Origin of the sequence: Amycolatopsis thermophila (assembly GCF_030814215.1) — a bacterium.
GTDB classification, from domain to species: Bacteria; Actinomycetota; Actinomycetes; order Mycobacteriales; family Pseudonocardiaceae; genus Amycolatopsis_E; species Amycolatopsis_E thermophila.
On the sequence record NZ_JAUSUT010000001.1, the window covers coordinates 1039299 to 1055124 of the forward strand.

Consider the following 15826-nt stretch of genomic DNA (forward strand, 5'->3'; position numbering starts at 1 on the left):
GCTCGATCAGCGAACGGGCGCCCGCGTCCGCGGGCGAACGTGGTGCGCCTTCGGATGAATTTCGCGGCGGGGCGGGGAATCCCCGCGGAAGGCGGATGTCGCCGCCCCGCCCCGGGAGCCCCACGCCCGCGCACGCGAGCCGCCGCCGGGTGCGGCGGATCCCACGCGGGCGCGGGGGTCAGCCGCGCTCGATGAGGTGCCCCACCACGTCGGGACCGGGGTGAGCGGCTCCGGAGGCGTCGCGGCGGTCGACCGGCTCGGGCAGTTCCACCGGATCGCCGTTCTTCGACGCCGCGGCCGGACGCGGACCGACCCAGCCGACCGTCAGGCGCGTCTCGCCCTTGAGGAAGCGGTGCGCGCGCACCCCGCCGGTGGCCCGGCCCTTCGCCGGGTACTCGGAGAACGGGGTCATCTTCACGCTCTGCCCGGTGGCCGTGACGACCATCGGCTCGCCGTGCTCGGCGTCGTCGGTGCGGACGACGCCGAAGAACACCACCTCGGCGTCCGCGGCGAGCTTGATGCCCGCCATGCCGCCACCCTTGAGCCCCTGCGGGCGAACCAGCGACGCCGGGAACCGCAGCAGCGACGCGTCGGAGGCCAGGAAAGCGAACGTCTCCTCGCCGTCACCGAGCCACACCGCGCCGACGACCTCGTCGCCGTCCTTCAGGCCGATGATCTCGAACTCGTCGGAACGCACCGGCCAATCCGGCGCCACCACCTTCACCACGCCCTGCCGCGTGCCGAGCGCGAGCCCGGGCGATCCCGCGGCCTGTTCGCCCAGCGGCGCGATTCCGATGACCTTCTCGCCCTTGTCCAGCGGTACCAGCTCACGCGCGGCCATCCCACCACGCAGCGACACGGTGCCGCTCTGCTCGGGCAGCACCGGCAGCGGCAGCACGTCCGTCTTGAACGCCCGTCCGCGGCTGGTGACCAGCAGCACCTGACCGCGTGCGGTGGAGTGCACCATCGCCGCGACCGCGTCGTGCTTCACGCGGCCGTTGCGGCGCCGGCCCTCGGGCGCCTCCTCCGACTCCGCGGCCGTACGGGCGACCAGGCCGGTGGCGGACAGGATCACCTGGCACGGGTCGTCGGCGACCTCCAGCGGCCCGGCCGGCTTGGACGCGGCCAGCACCTCCTTGAGGTCGCCGTCGATCAGCGCGGTGCGCCGCTCGGTCTTGAAATCCTTCGCGATCTTCGCCAGCTCGTTCGAGACGACCTTCTTCAGTTCCCGGTCGTCGTCGAGGATCTTGGTCAGCTCGGCGATCTCGGCGCGCAGCTTCTCCTGCTCGTCCTCGAGCTCGAGCTTGTCGTACTTGGTGAGGCGGCGCAGCGGCGTGTCCAGGATGTAGGTCGCCTGGATCTCCGACAGCTTGAACCGCTTCATCAGGCCGTCCTTGGCCTCGGCGGCGTTCTCGCTGTTGCGGATCAGCCGGATCACCTTGTCGATGTCCAGCAGCGCGATCAGCAGACCCTCGACCAGGTGCAGCCGTTCCTCGCGCTTGCGGCGGCGGTAGCGGGTGCGCCGGGTGACCACCTCGTACCGGTGGTCCAGGAACACCTCGAGCAGCTGCTTGAGCCCGAGCGTCTGCGGCTGGCCGTCGACCAGCACGAGGTTGTTGATGCCGAACGACTGCTCCAGCGGCGTGAGCCGGTAGAGGTCGGCCAGCAGCGGCTGCGGGTTGACGCCCACCTTGCACTCGATCACCAGGCGGGTGCCGTTCTCGCGGTCGGTGAGGTCCTTGACGTCGGCGATCCCGGTGAGCCGCTTGGACTTGTTGACCTCCTCGGTGATCTTCTCGATCACCTTCTCCGGCCCGACGCCGTAGGGCAGCTCGGTGACCGTGATCGCCTGGCGGCCGCGGCTGCCGGCGAGCGGGCCGATCTCGACCTTCGCGCGCATGCGGACCACGCCGCGGCCGGTCTCGTACGCCTTGCGCACCTCGTCCAGGCCCAGCAGCAGGCCGCCGGTGGGCAGGTCCGGGCCCGGCACGAACTCCATGAGCTTGTCCAACGTCGCGCCCGGATGGTTGATCAGCCAGCGCGCGGCCGCGATGACCTCGCCCATGTTGTGCGGGATCATGTTGGTCGCCATCCCGACCGCGATGCCGGACGTGCCGTTGACCAGCAGGTTCGGGTAGGCCGCCGGCAGCACCGACGGTTCGGCCAGCGAACCGTCGTAGTTCGGCCGGAAGTCGACCGTCTCCTCGCCCAGCTCGCCGACCAGCAGCATCGCCTCGGGCGACATGCGCGCCTCGGTGTACCGGCTGGCCGCCGGGCCGTCGTCCGGGCTGCCGAAGTTGCCGTGGCCGTCGATCAGCGGCGCGTTCATCGAGAAGTCCTGCGCCAGGCGGACCATCGCGTCGTAGATCGCGGTGTCGCCGTGCGGGTGGTAGCGGCCCATCACGTCACCGACGACGCGCGAGGACTTGACGTACGCGTGGTTGGGCCGGTATCCGGCCTCGTTCATCGAGAACAGGATGCGGCGGTGCACCGGCTTGAGGCCGTCCCGCGCGTCCGGCAGGGCCCGGGAGTGGATGACCGAGTAGGCGTACTCCAGGTACGAGTCCTCGATCTCGGTCTTGACAGGGTTCTCGAAGACCTGGGCGCCCGCCTGGTCGAACGCGGCCGGATCGACCCGGGTGACGGGTGTCTTGGATCGGCGTGCCATTGCTGTTGTCTCCTAGGGAACTCAGACGTCGATCGCTTCGCGGTCCACGCGGGCGGCGGATTCGACGAGCCAGTTGCGCCGGGGTTCGACCTTCTCCCCCATCAGCAGCTCGAGCGCGGCCTCGGCGGCCTCCGCGTCGTCTAGCGTGATGCGGCGGACCGAGCGGGTGGCCGGGTTCATCGTGGTCTCCCACAGCTCGTCGGCGTCCATCTCGCCCAGGCCCTTGAACCGGGGCACCGGCTTGACGATCTGCCTGCCCGCGGCCTCCAGCTCGGCGACCTTCTGCTCCATCTCCCGCTGGGTGAAGGTGAAGATGGTCTCCGGGTTGCGGCCCTTCGTGACGATCTTGTGCAGCGGCGGCATCGCGGCGAACAGGCGCCCGTCCTCGATGACCGGGCGCATGTACTTGGCGAACAGCGTGATCAGCAGCGTCCGGATGTGCGAGCCGTCGACGTCGGCGTCGGCCATCAGGATGACCCGGCCGTACCGCATCGCCGACAGGTCGAAGGTGCGGCCGGTGCCCGCGCCGAGCACCTGCACGATCGAGGCGATCTCGGCGTTCTTGAGCGTGTCGCCGAGCGAGGCCTTCTGCACGTTGAGGATCTTGCCGCGCAGCGGCAGCAGCGCCTGGTACTCCGACACGCGCGCCATGCGGGCCGAGCCGAGAGCGCTGTCACCCTCGACCAGGAACAGCTCGCTGCGCGAGATCCCGGTGGTGCGGCAGTCGACGAGCTTCGGCGGCATCGCCGCGCCCTCCAGCGCGGTCTTGCGGCGCGCCGCGTCCTTCTGCTGCTTCTGCGTCAGCCGCACGCGGGCGGCGTCGACGATCTTCTGCAGCACGACCTTGGCCTCGGCCTTGGTCTTGCGGTTCTCCGTCCACTCCTTCAGGTGCCGCTCGACGACGCCCTGCACCACGCGCGTGATGCCGGACGTGGACAGCTCGTCCTTGGTCTGCGAGGTGAACTGCGGCTCCGGCAGGCGCACGTGGACGACCGCCGTCATGCCCTCGAGCACGTCGTCGAGCGTCGGCAGGTCCTCCTTGGCCTTCAGCAGGCCGCGCGTGCGGGAAATGGCTTCCTGCAACGCCTTCGTGGCGCCGCGGTCGAACCCGCGGCGGTGCGTGCCGCCGTGCACGTTGCGGATCGTGTTGCTGAAGCACTCGACCGTGCGCTCGTACCCGGTGCCCCAGCGCAGCGCGATCTCGACCTCGGCGTGACGCTCCACATTGGACCGCATGACGCCGTTGGCGTCGGCCGCGTTCTCCTTGTACGTGCCCTCGCCGCGGATGATCAGCGTGCCCGACACCGGCTTCTCGTCCGACGGCGCCAGGAAGTCGACCATGTCGGCCAGCCCGTTGGGGAAGTGGAAGGTCTCCTCGCTGATCGACCCCTCGGTGGCGGTGCGCAGCACGTAGGTGACGCCCGGCACGAGGAACGCGGTGTTGCGCAGCTTCGTGCGCACCTGCTCGACGTCGAGCTCCGCGCCCTTCTCGAAGTACCGCGAGTCGTACCAGTAGCGGATCGACGTGCCGGTGCGCTCGCCGCGCTTCATCTTGCCCGCGATGCGCAACCCCGGCTGCGGCGTGAACTTCGCCTTCGGGCCGGGGCCGTCGAACACGCCCGGCGTGCCGTGCGCGAACGACATCTCGTGCACCTTGCCGCCGCGCTTGACCGTGACGTCGAAGCGGTGCGACAGCGCGTTCACCGCCGACGCACCGACACCGTGCAGGCCGCCCGAGGTCTTGTAGCCCGAGCCGCCGAACTTGCCGCCCGCGTGCAGCCGGGTGAGCACCAGCTCGACGCCGGACAAACCGGACTTGGCGTGCACGTCGGTGGGGATGCCGCGGCCGTCGTCGTCGACCTGGACGCTGCCGTCGGCGTGCAGGGTCACCACGACCTTCGTCGCGTGACCTGCGACACCCTCGTCGGTGGAGTTGTCGACGATCTCGGTGAACAGGTGGTTGATGCCGCGGCTGTCGGTCGACCCGATGTACATGCCGGGGCGCTTCCGGACCGCTTCCAGGCCTTCCAGGTGGGTAAGGTCGTCGGCCCCGTAGAGAGGCTCAGCAGAAGCAGTCACAGGATCTTCTCTCCCAGTAGCGATTGGGGTGGTGTGGCGCCCGTGCCCCACGACTGTGCAGGGTAACGGAGGGCACCGACAACCCCGGGGATTGTCGGCCGCAGCCGACCGTGCGGCGTGGATCGCGCCACGAGCACGTCCGGCTCCGCGTCGAAGACGTCGCCGGCCGTCGCGGCGCGCACGTGCGGTACCGGTGCTTCCAGTGTAGGCGCCGCGGAGCCGCTCCGTACGGCTCTGGAACCGCGCGACCCGCCCGGGGTCGGGCGGTGGCGTTCCCGCTGGTGGTCGTGGCCGGGTCGCTACAGTGGCCGGCGATGAGACGCAAGCCGCCACCGTCCCCGTTGCCGCCGCGCGACGGCGTCAACGCGGCGCGCATCCGCACGCCACCGGACGGCCCGTGGGACACGATCCGGGACTACCTGGTGCGGAAGCTGACGAAGCTGCCCGCCGAGACGATCGACGGGATGCTGGCCGAGGGCGCGATCGTCGGCGTGGACGGGCCCATCGACGCCGGAACACCGTTCACCCCGAGCACTTTCCTGTGGTTCCACCGGGACCGCCACGACGAGGTGCCGGTGCCGTTCGAGCTGACCGTGCGCTACGAGGACGAGGTGCTCCTGGTCGTCGACAAGCCGCACTTCCTGGCGACCACACCGCGCGGCGGGCACGTGCGGGAGACGGCGCTGGTCCGGCTCCGGCACACGCGGGACCTGCCCGAGCTGTCGCCGGCGCACCGCCTGGACCGGCTGACGGCGGGCGTCCTGATGTTCGTCAAGACCGCCGCGCACCGCAGCGCGTACCAGAACCTGTTCCGGGACCGCCTGGTACACAAGGAATACGAGGCGATCGCGCCGTTCGCGCCGGAGCTGGACCTGCCGCGCACGGTGGAGAGCCGGATCGTGAAGAAGCGCGGCGTGCTGACGGCGCGGGAACTGCCCGGCCCGGTGAACGCCTCGACGCAGGTGGAGCTGCTCGAGCACCGCGACGGGCTGGGCCGGTACCGGCTGGTGCCCGAGACCGGCCGTACGCACCAGCTGCGGGTGCACCTGAGCTCGCTGGGAATTCCGATCCTGGGCGACCCGCTGTACCCGGTCGTGCGCGAGGTCCCGCCGTCCGACTTCTCCCGGCCGCTGCAGTTGCTGGCCAAGGTGCTGGCGTTCACCGACCCGGTGACCGGCCGGGAGCACCGCTTCGAAAGCGCACTGCGGCTCGGCGCGTGGGATTCGCCCGCGGAGTGGTCGTCCGTCCACTCCGGACCGTGATCGCCCGCGACGGTCAGGATCGGGCGGTGGGCGGCGCCAGGTCGACCTGCCGGTGCAGCGTCGTGCGGAAGACGTCGCGCGCCGGGTCCCCGCGGCCGGTCGTTTCGACCACGACCACGCGGTCGTAGAGCACGTACGCGGTGCCGAACCGGGCCAGCGGCGCCCCCACCGGCGTGCCGTAGACGATCACGCCGTCCAGCGACAGATCCTTCTCCGCGACCAGCCCCTGAAGCGCCTCCCCCGCGCCGTACGCCCGCACCGCCCCCGCCGGGTCACCCGTCGTCAGCGCGTACAGGCCCACCGTCACATCGCCCTGCACCGCCGTCTTGCGCAGGCCGTCGCTCATCCCGGCGGTGGTGAGCACGTCGACCATGGGTTGCGGCAGTGACACCGTGCTGCGCAGCGCGGCCAGGGTGAACGGCCCGCCCGGGCCGGGCGCGCCGGGCGGTTCGACGAGGGCCAGCGCGCTGTGCTCGGGCGCCGGCTTCGCGTCCGGCGGCTCGGCCAGGCCGGCGTTGCGGGTGAGGAGGTAACCGGTGGCGGACACGGCGAGGCCCAGCATCAGGACGGCGACGATCGCGATCCCGAGGGTCAGTTCCCGGCGCTGCCGGCGGACATCACTGGACACCGTCAGAAAATTCCTCCCCGCCGCAGGTTACCGGGCATCAGTATCACCCCCGCCCGCAGTAGCGGTAGCCTTCCGGCTCATGGCGGGTTCTCGGGGGATCGACTGGACCGGTGAGCGCTGCGTACCCTGGGCCGACGACATCCAGGTGATCTACGAGCACTACCACCGCTACGCACTCGCCGCCCGCTACACCTTCGGCCGCCGCGTGCTCGACCTGGCCAGCGGCGAGGGGTACGGCAGCGCGCTGCTGGCCGCGCACGCCGCCGAGGTGGTCGGCGTGGACATCGACGAGGCCTCCGTGGCGCACGCCCGCGCCCGCTACGGCGACCGCCCCAACCTGCGGTTCACCACCGGTTCGATGACCGATCCCGCGCTGCTCGCCGACGCCGGGAAGTTCGACGTCATCACCTGTTTCGAGGCGCTCGAGCACGTCGCCGAGCAGGACGAGCTGATGCGCCTGGTGCGCGCCCGGCTCGCCCCCGGCGGCATCTTCTTCACCAGCACGCCCGACGTGCTCGTCTACACCCACGAGCACGGCAACGACAACCCGTTCCACGTGAAGGAACTGACCGAACCGCAGTTCCGCGCGCTGCTCGGCGCCTCGTTCGAGCACGTGACGGTGCTGCGGCAGAACGTCGCCGTCGGCTCGGTGCTGACCGGCGACCGCGAGCACGGCCCGGTGCTGGCGCAACAGCTGCGCCGCACGGGCGAGGACGCCTGGTCGGTCGGCACCGGCGCCCCGCACACCTACCTGGTCGGAGTCGCCTCCGACAACCCGGTCGAGGTGCCGGTGGCGGCCACGCTGCTCGACCCGCAGCTGACCCTGCTCGGCCAGGCCGCCGAGCGGGCCGCCGCGCCGCTGCGCGCCGAGATCGACCGGCTCACCGCGGAGCACGGCCCGCGGCCCCGCCGGCTCATCGAGCGCGTCCGGCCCCGGCGCCGCCCGGCGGACGGCCCGGTCGCGGTCACCACGAGCGACGACCCGCTGGTCACCATCGTGATCCCGGTGCACGGCCAGTGGAGCTACACGCGCCGCTGCCTGCAGTCCCTCGAGGAGAGCGGCGCGCGGGTGCCGTTCGAGGTCGTGGTGGTCGACGACGCCTCCCCGGACGACTCGGCCGAGCAGCTCGCCGCCTGTCCCGGCGTCCGCCTCGTGCGCACCCACGCCAACCTCGGGTTCCTCGGGGCCGTGAACCTCGGCGCGTCGCACGCGCGCGGTGAGTTCCTGGTGCTGCTCAACAACGACACCGAGGTCCGGCCCGGCTGGCTGGACGCGCTGACCGGCGTCGTGCGCGCCGAGGAGAGCATCGGCCTCGCCGGGGCGAAGCTGGTCTATCCCGACGGCAGGCTGCAGGAGTGCGGCGGCATCGTGTTCGCCGACGGCAGCGCCGCGAACTACGGACACGGCGGCGACCCGGACGACCCGCGCTACCAGGCCGTGCGCGACGTCGACTACTGCTCCGGCGCGGCGATCCTGGTGCGCCGCGAGCTGTGGGAGCGGCTCGGCGGGTTCGACGAGCGCTACTCCCCCGCCTACTACGAGGACACCGACCTGGCGTTCGCGGTCCGCGACGCCGGGTACCGCACCGTGGTGGTCCCGGACGCGGTCGTCGTCCACCACGAGGGCGTGTCGCACGGCACCGACGTCACGGCGGGTGTCAAGCGGTACCAGGAGATCAACCACGAGGTGTTCGCCGCGAAGTGGGCGGCCGCCCTGGCGGAGCAGGCCGACCCGGGCACCAGCCTGTGGATCGCGCGGCAGCGGGTCCCCGGCCGGGCCCAGCGTGACGGCGACCTCGTGCTGGTGGCCGACGTCACGGTCCCGACGCCGGACCGCGACTCGGGCTCGGTGCGGCTGTCCAGCCTGCTCGACGAGCTGGTCGCGCTCGGTCACCGCGTGGTGTTCTGCCCGATGGGGCCGCCGTCCGACCCGTCCTACCTGGACCGGTTGCACCGCGCCGGCATCACCGTCCTGGTCGATCCCGGTCTGCGCGAACAGTTCCTGCACGAGGCGGGCGCCCACCTCTCCCTGGCGCTGCTGTCGCGGCCGACGGTGGCGTGGCACCTGGCCGACCGGCTGCGCATCTGCGCGCCCCGGGCGCGGATCGTGTTCGACACCGTCGACCTGCACTTCGTCCGGCTGTCGCGCGAGGCCGAGCTGGTGGAGCGGCTGGGCGGCGCGCCGGAGACCTCGGCGATGCTGCACCAGCGGTCCCGGCTCTACCGCGAGCTGGAACTCGCACTGGTGCGCGCCTGCGACCGCACGCTCGTGGTGTCCGAGGCCGAGCGCGACCTGCTGGCCGACCTGGCGCCCGGCGCCCCGGTCCAGGTGCTGTCCAATGTGCACATCCCGGGGCCACCGGCGAGCCCGGCGGGCCGTCCCGGTGTGCTGTTCGTCGGCAGCTTCGAGCACCCGCCCAACCGGGACGCGGCGTACTGGCTGGCCGGCGAGATCTGGCCGCTGGTGCGCCGCCGGCTGCCGGAGGCGGTGCTCGACCTGGTCGGCCACGACCCGACGGACGAGCTGCGCGCGCTGGACGGTCACGGGGTGAGGTTCCGCGGCTGGGTCGCCGACCTCGCCGCGCTGTACGACACGGCGAGGCTGTCGGTCGCGCCGCTGCGGTTCGGGGCCGGGGTCAAGGGCAAGGTCGGTGAGAGCCTCGCCGCCGGTGTCCCGGTCGTCGGCACGACGCTGGCGTTCGAAGGCATGCGGTTGCGCGACGGCGAGGAGGTCCTCGTCGGCGACAAGGCCGAGGAGATCGCCGACGGGATCGTGTCGCTGCTGACCGATGACGCGCTCTGGCTCCGGCTCTCCCGCGCCGGTCAGGCCGCGGTGGCCGCGCAGTTCGGGCCGGACGTCGCGCGCGCCGCACTGACCGAGCTGCTGGCCTGACGTGGTGGCGGGGGACAACGCGGCGGAGCGCACGCAGGAGATGCGCCCGGCGCGCTACGCCAAGTCCGAAACCGGGTTCGCCTGGTTGCGGCTCATCGGCGCGAGCATGGTCGTGGTGGAACACTCGTTCCCGATCGTCAACCCGGAGCGGCTGACGATCCTGCCCGCGAGCTGGGACCTGTCCCCCGGCTACTTCGCGCTCATGGGGTTCTTCACCATGAGCGGCTACCAGATCACCGACAGCTGGGTCCGGGACGCGTCGTGGTGGCGCTACGTCGCCAAGCGGGTGCTGCGGATCTGGCCGCCGCTGCTCGTGGTCGTCATGTTCACCGCGTTCGTGATCGGTCCACTGGTCACGGTGCTCGATGCCGCGGAGTACTGGAAGGACACCGCGACCTGGGGCTACGTGGTGCACAACGCCGCGCTGTACCCGTTGCAGCACCTGCTTCCCGGAGTGTTCGCGGAGAACCCGTACCCGTGGTCGGCGAATGGCTCACTGTGGACACTGCCGATGGAGACCACGGGGTACGCGCTGGTCCTGGTCGCCGGGCTGGCCGGGTTGCTCACCCGCGCGCGCGTGGGCCTGTTCGCGGTGCTGGCCGCGATGGTCGTGCTCGACGGTGTCCTCGGCGCCACTTACACGTTCCAGGGCCGCGGCGGTTCCCTGCTGTCCGTGCCGGTCGGCGCGATGGTCGCGTTCGGAGTGGCGTTCGTGATCGGTATGGTGCTGCACCGCTACCACGAGGTGGTCCCGCTGTCGCGCGGCGCCGCGTACTCGCTGGTGCTGCTGTACCTGGTGGTCAACTTCGTGCCGTTCCTGCAGCCGGCCGCGCGGTTCGTGCTGCCGTTCGCGGCCGGGTACGGCGCGGTGGTGTGGGCGCACCACTGGCCGCGCCGCCTGGCGCGGTACGACAAGTGGGTCTACGGCAGCTACGGCATGTACATCTGGGCGATGCCGGTGCAGCAACTCATCGTGTACGCCGGCGTGCGCAACTCGTACGTGCTGATGGCGATGGCGCTGCCGCTGGCGTACGCGTGCGGGCTGCTGTCCTGGCAGCTGGTGGAGATCCCGACGCAACGGCTGCGTATTTACTTGCGGCCACGAAAGAAACCGGTTCGTAACGTTCGTCCGCGCGATTCCGTCTCCGGAAGGGGGGCACATCGTCGTGAAAGGACGGGCGTATGAGAACTTCCCGAATCCTGCTGACGGCCGCCACTGCTCTCGCGGTGACGCTGGTTCCGCTGAGCGCGGAGGCCGGCGGCACGGTGTCCACAGTGGCCGGCGGCCTGCAGAGCCCACGCGGCCTGGCGTTTTCCCCGGACGGCGCGCTCTACGTCGCGGAGTCCGGACGAGGTGGTGACGCCCCGTGCCTGACGGGGCCCGAGGGTGACGAGGTCTGCTTCGGCACCTCCGGCGGCGTCAGCCGGATCGACCACGGGCGCGCCACGCGCGTGCTGACCGGGCTGCCGTCGATCGCCGGCCGGGACGGCTCGCAGGCGATCGGCCCGTCGGACGTCTCGTTCCTCGGCAAGGGGAACATGTACGTCACCGTGGGTCTGGGGGCGGACCCCGCGATGCGGGCCGCCCTGCCGCCGGCCGGTCAGCTGATGGGCTGGCTGCTGCGCAACGGCAAACCGGTGGCCGACATCGCCGGTTACGAGGCGACCGCGAACCCCGACCGCGGCCAGCCCGACAGCAACCCGAACTCGGTCCTGGCCCTGCCCGGCGGCCGCGTGGTCGTCGACGCCGGCGGCAACTCGCTGCTGTGGGTGCCCGAACACGGCAGGATCCAGACCATCGCGGTCTTCCCGACCCGGACGGCGACCGCGCCGGACGGTTCCCAGGTGCCGATGCAGTCCGTGCCGACCTCGGTCGCGCTCGGCCCGGACGGCGCGCTGTACGTCGGTGAGCTGACCGGGTTCCCGTTCCCGCAGGGCGCGGCGCGGGTGTACCGGGTGGTGCCCGGCAAGGCGCCGCAGGTGTACGCGGAGGGCTTCACCAACGTCATCGACATCGGCTTCACGAACGGGAAGCTGTACGTGCTGGAGATCGCGCACAACGGCCTGCTCAGCGGCAACCCGGCCGGCGCGCTCATCCAGGTCGACCGCAACGGCGGGAAGCGGATCGTCACCCAGCAGCTGACGATGCCCGGTGGCCTCGCCCTGCGGGACGGCAAGGCGTACGTGTCCAACTGCGCCGCGTGCCCGAACCCGCCGAACGGTGGCAGCGGCAGCGTGGTGCGGATCGGTCTGTAGTCGCAGGGGTGCCGGCCGCTCACGCGGTGTGGGCGGCCGGCACCGGCTCTACCTCTTCAACACGCTTCGGATGGCGTCGCGGGCCCGGTCCATGAGTGCGGCCGGCGGGCCGAGCAGCAGGTTCTTCGCGGCGCTCTCCGTTCCCGGGTGCGGGCGGGTCGGGGCGACGGCCTCGGCCGCCCGCACTGTGTCGGCCATGGCCTCCAGGCGCTCGGGGTCGCAGGCCCGGCGCAGCACCGGGAACTCCTCGCGCTCCTCGTGCGTGGCGTGGGCCAGCACGTCGTCCCGGAGCTGGATCAGCAGCGTGTCGAAGCCCTCCGCCTCCGGCCCCATGTCGTCCAGTGTGGACAGCAGTTCCTTGGCGCGGTGCTCCTCGCCGACGCGCGCCTCGACGATCGGTTCGCCGCCCTCGTGGCGCCGCACCTCGGGGTGCACCAGCTCCTCCTCGGCGGTCTCGTGCACCGACAGCAGGCGCACCAGCTCGCGGAAGGCGTCCCGGCGCTCGTCGCCCTTGGCCACTTCGACCACGCCGAACAGTCGGCGGATCTCCTGGTGCTGCTCCTCCAGCAGCGCGATGACGTCCTTGTTGTCCGTCGACACGATGTCCTCCTTCGCTTCGCCAGGAGGGCTACCCGCACCGGCGGGGGTTCACTCGCCCGGTGACGAACGCACTGCTGCGCTCACTCGCCCGGTGACCTGCCGTCCGCCCTTCACCCACCTCAGGGAACCGGGCTTGCGGGCCTCGCGGCGGATCTTCGCCACACCGAGCTTGCACGCCAGCTCCTTGTACGCCGCGCCGAGCCGGCCGCCGACGTGGATGTTGAGCGCGGTGTCGTCCTTGCGGGCGAACTGCCGCACGGCCGCGTGCCTGCCGAGGCTGACGCACGACCCCACCAGCGCCACATCCAGCACCGGCGGTTCGCTCCCGGCGATGCGGCTCAGCACGGTGTCGGCGGCCTGCGCCCCGAGCGGCCCGGCGACCTGGCAGCTCATCCGCAGCGGCAGACCCGACGGCGCGGCGGAGTCGCCGGCCGCCACGATGCGGTCGTCGTCGACGCTGGTCAGCGTCTCGTCGGTGAGCAGACGGCCGAGGTCGTCGGTGCGCAGCCCGCTCGCTGCCGCCAGCTCCGGCGCCGCGAAACCCGCGCTCCAGATGGTCAGCGCGCTCGCCCGCACCGTCCCGTCGGCGAAGACGACCGCGTCCGGCCGGACTTCGGCCACCTTGACGGACTCGAGCACCGCGACCCCGTGCCGGGACAGCCACTTGGTGATGTACCGGCGGCTGCCGGTGCTCAACGCGGGCGCCGCCGGCCCGCCGCACACCAGGGTGACCCGGCGTCCGCGTTCGGCCAGCTCGGCGGCGGTCTCGATGCCGGTCAGCCCGCCGCCGACCACCGTGACCGGCGCTTCGCGAGGCAGCGCGTCGAGCTCGTCACGCAGTCGCCGCGCCGGCTCCAGTTCCGCGATCGGGACGGCGCACTCGGCCGCGCCGGGCACCGACGGCGCCGCCGCGGTACTGCCGACCGCGTAGATCAGGTAGTCGTAGTCCAGCTCGCGGCCCGAGGCCAGCAGCACCGTGCGGGCAGTGGTGTCGATGTGGGTGGCGGTGCCCACGACCAGGTGGACGCCATCGTGCAGCATCGCGCCGAAATCCACTGTGGCCTCACCGGTGCCGGCGACGAACTGGTGCAGCCGGATCCGGTCGACGAACGCCGGACGGGAGTTGACCAACGTGACGTCGATGTCGCCGCGCAGGCGCAGGCGGTTGGCCGCGAGCGTGCCGGCGTACCCGCCGCCGATGACGATCACCTTGTGAGTCGTGTTCATGGTGGGATTCCCTTCTCTCACCGGAACCGACAACCCACCGGCGCCGAACGTCAGACCTGACGTTCCGCCCCGCTGTCTTGTCGGAGTGGTGAAGAGGGCGCGACCGAGGGAGCCGAGCACACCATGACCGAACCGGACGACGGCCTGACCGCGATCATGAGCGAGCGGCGTCAGCTGATCAACCTGGCGTACCGTCTCCTCGGCTCACTCGCCGAGGCCGAGGACGTGGTCCAGGAGACCTACGCCCGCTGGTGCGCCATGCCCCGCGAGGAGCAGGACACCATCGCCTCCCCCGGCGCCTGGCTGACCAGGGTCGCCGGCCGCCTCTGCCTCAACGTGCTGTCCTCGGCTCGCGCCCGGCGCGAAACCTACGTGGGCGAATGGATCCCGGAGCCGGTGCCGGACAGTTCCGAATGGCGCCCGGCCGACCCAGCCGAGCGGGTCACCCTCGACGAGTCGGTCAGCATGGCCTTCCTCGTGGTGCTCGACTCGATGACCCCGGCCGAGCGCGTCGCGTTCATCCTGCACGACGTGTTCCGCTACTCCTTCGCCGAAATCGCCGAGATCGTGGGCCGCACCCCGGCCGCGTGCCGCCAGCTGGCCTCATCCGGGCGCCGCCGCGTCCGCGAGGCGCAGGCTCCCCCCACACCGGTCTCGCGGCAGGCCCGGATCGTCCGCGACTTCAAACGAGCGTGGGAAGCACACGACCTCGATGCCCTCCTCGGCCTGCTGGCCCCCGACGCCACGGCGATCAGCGACGGCGGCGGCCTGGTCAACACGGTGCTCCACCCGGTCGAAGGCGCCGAACGGATCCTGAGCGCCCTGGTTCGCCTCGCCCACCGGTTCCGCGGGTACACGCTGCTGGAGCGCACGGTCAACGGCCAGCCGGGCCTGGTCGCCCAGGAGGACGGTGTCACCGTGTCCGTGTACGCGTTCGGGATCGCGGACGAGAAGATCCAGCGCATCTGGGCGGTGCGCAACCCGGAGAAGTTGCGCGCGTGGACGGCGAGCTGATCAGCGGCTTCGCCGCTCCGGTGTGACGGCCCCGAGATCACACAGCGGTCCCGGCCAGCCACACCTTCGCCGGGCGTGCCAGTGCCGTGATGTCGGTCAGCGGGTCGCCGTCCACGAGCAGCAGGTCGGCATCGAAGCCGGGGCGGATGCGGCCCTTGCGCTCGCCCAGTTCGGTGACGTCCGCGGCCACGGAGGTCGCCGATGCCAGTGCCGCTTCGGTGCTGATGCCGCCGTCGACGAGCCATTCGACGGAACTGGCGACCATGCCGTGCGGCTTGCCCGGTGAGATCCCCGAGTCGGCGCCGGAAACGATCGTGACCCCCGCCCGCGCGAGCCGCGCCACCTGACCGATCCGGTGTCGGATCGTCGAGCCCGTCCGTTCCAGGAACTCCTGGATCGCCGGTGGCGGCGTCATCTCGCCGATCGCGCCGAGCGTCGGGCACACCGTGATCCCGCGGTCCGCGATCTCGGCGGCCAGTTCGTCGCTCATCCGGATGCCGTCGGGCGTGAGGCAGCTGCAGTGCTCGATGCCGTCCACCCCGGCGCGCACGGCCTGCTCGACCGCGGGGAGCCCGTGGGCGTGCGCGGTCACCGGCAGCCCGGCCCGGTGCGACTCGTCGACGATGAGTCGCAGCTCGGCGAGGGTGAACTGGCACCCCATGATGTCGGTGCCGGGTGTCATGCCGCCGCCGCTGGCCATGACCTTCACGACGTCCACGCCGCGCTCGGCCCGCTCCGCGACGGCGGCCCGGATCTCCGCCTCGCCGCGCACCTCGCCGCCCATGTTCCAGCAGTGCCCGCCGGCAGTGGTGATCGGCGGCCCCGCGGCGAGGATCGTGGGCAGACCGGGGCGACCGCGCCAGCGCAGGGTGGCGTAGCGGCGATCGCCGAGGTCGCGGACGGTGGTGACGCCCGCGGCGAGCTGTTTCCGGAGCGCGGTCCCGATGACCCCGTCGAGCTCGTCCTCCGTGTAGCCGGCGAGGCGGTCCAGCGCGCCGAAGGTGCCGTTGCCGCCGAGGTGGGTGTGCATGTCGAACAGCCCGGGCAGCAGCGTGCCGGGGTGCTCCACCACCGGCCGGCCGGCGGGCACCGGGCCGCCGACCGCTTCGATCCGGCCGTCCCGCACGAGCACCGGTGGGTCGCCGAGCGCGCGCTCGCCGTCGAAGACGCGGGCGGCGCGAATCGCGAAGCCGTTCATT

The 15826-nt window shown here is 71.8% G+C and carries 11 protein-coding genes; 5 read left to right on the top strand and 6 right to left on the bottom strand.

Annotation, left to right across the window (positions count from 1 at the left end; translation table 11 throughout):
• Positions 1-178 precede the first annotated feature (178 nt).
• Positions 179-2668, bottom strand: a complete 2490-nt coding sequence (locus tag FB470_RS05215; RefSeq protein WP_306989180.1) for a DNA gyrase/topoisomerase IV subunit A — start codon at positions 2666-2668, stop codon at positions 179-181.
• A 21-nt stretch (positions 2669-2689) separates the two neighbouring features.
• Entirely contained in the window at positions 2690-4747 is a 2058-nt protein-coding gene (locus FB470_RS05220) for a DNA gyrase/topoisomerase IV subunit B (protein ID WP_306989181.1), read from the bottom strand.
• A gap of 314 nt (positions 4748-5061) precedes the next feature.
• On the opposite strand from FB470_RS05220, the gene FB470_RS05225 reads away from it, so the two are divergent.
• Positions 5062-6009: a pseudouridine synthase gene (locus FB470_RS05225; protein WP_306989182.1), complete on the top strand. Its 948-nt coding sequence runs from the start codon at positions 5062-5064 to the stop codon at positions 6007-6009.
• A 13-nt stretch (positions 6010-6022) separates the two neighbouring features.
• On the opposite strand, the gene FB470_RS05230 is transcribed toward FB470_RS05225, so the two are convergent.
• Positions 6023-6637: a hypothetical protein gene (locus tag FB470_RS05230; RefSeq protein ID WP_306989183.1), complete on the bottom strand. Its 615-nt coding sequence runs from the start codon at positions 6635-6637 to the stop codon at positions 6023-6025.
• Between the two features lie 79 nt (positions 6638-6716).
• On the opposite strand from FB470_RS05230, the gene FB470_RS05235 reads away from it, so the two are divergent.
• From FB470_RS05235 to FB470_RS05245, 3 genes are read left to right on the top strand one after another with little or no spacing between them, the layout of a single operon-like run.
• Positions 6717-9530: a glycosyltransferase gene (locus FB470_RS05235; RefSeq protein ID WP_306989184.1), complete on the top strand. Its 2814-nt coding sequence runs from the start codon at positions 6717-6719 to the stop codon at positions 9528-9530.
• Between the two features lie 4 nt (positions 9531-9534).
• Positions 9535-10716 carry an acyltransferase family protein gene (locus FB470_RS05240; RefSeq protein WP_306989186.1) on the top strand — a complete coding sequence of 394 codons (1182 nt, stop codon included), beginning with the start codon at positions 9535-9537 and terminating at the stop codon, positions 10714-10716.
• A complete protein-coding gene (locus tag FB470_RS05245) occupies positions 10713-11786 on the top strand; it encodes a ScyD/ScyE family protein (RefSeq protein WP_306989187.1) in 1074 nt (357 codons plus the stop codon). Before FB470_RS05240 ends, FB470_RS05245 begins: the two co-directional genes overlap by 4 nt.
• Positions 11787-11834: 48 nt before the next feature.
• Here the strand turns inward: FB470_RS05245 and FB470_RS05250 are convergent, their stop codons facing one another.
• Positions 11835-12386, bottom strand: a complete 552-nt coding sequence (locus tag FB470_RS05250; RefSeq protein WP_306989188.1) for a hemerythrin domain-containing protein — start codon at positions 12384-12386, stop codon at positions 11835-11837.
• Between the two features lie 48 nt (positions 12387-12434).
• Complete coding sequence (locus tag FB470_RS05255) at positions 12435-13613, bottom strand: NAD(P)/FAD-dependent oxidoreductase (protein WP_306989190.1); 1179 nt, start codon at positions 13611-13613, stop codon at positions 12435-12437.
• 123 nt (positions 13614-13736) lie between these two features.
• Between FB470_RS05255 and sigJ the strand changes: the two genes are divergently transcribed.
• The gene (gene sigJ, locus FB470_RS05260; protein WP_306989192.1) at positions 13737-14627 is read left to right on the top strand and encodes an RNA polymerase sigma factor SigJ; all 891 of its coding nucleotides are present in this window, start codon (positions 13737-13739) and stop codon (positions 14625-14627) included.
• Between the two features lie 37 nt (positions 14628-14664).
• On the opposite strand, the gene FB470_RS05265 is transcribed toward sigJ, so the two are convergent.
• Positions 14665-15825 (bottom strand): metal-dependent hydrolase family protein, encoded by a 1161-nt coding sequence (locus tag FB470_RS05265; protein WP_306989193.1) that lies wholly within the window; start codon positions 15823-15825, stop codon positions 14665-14667.
• Between the last annotated feature and the right edge of the window lies 1 nt (position 15826).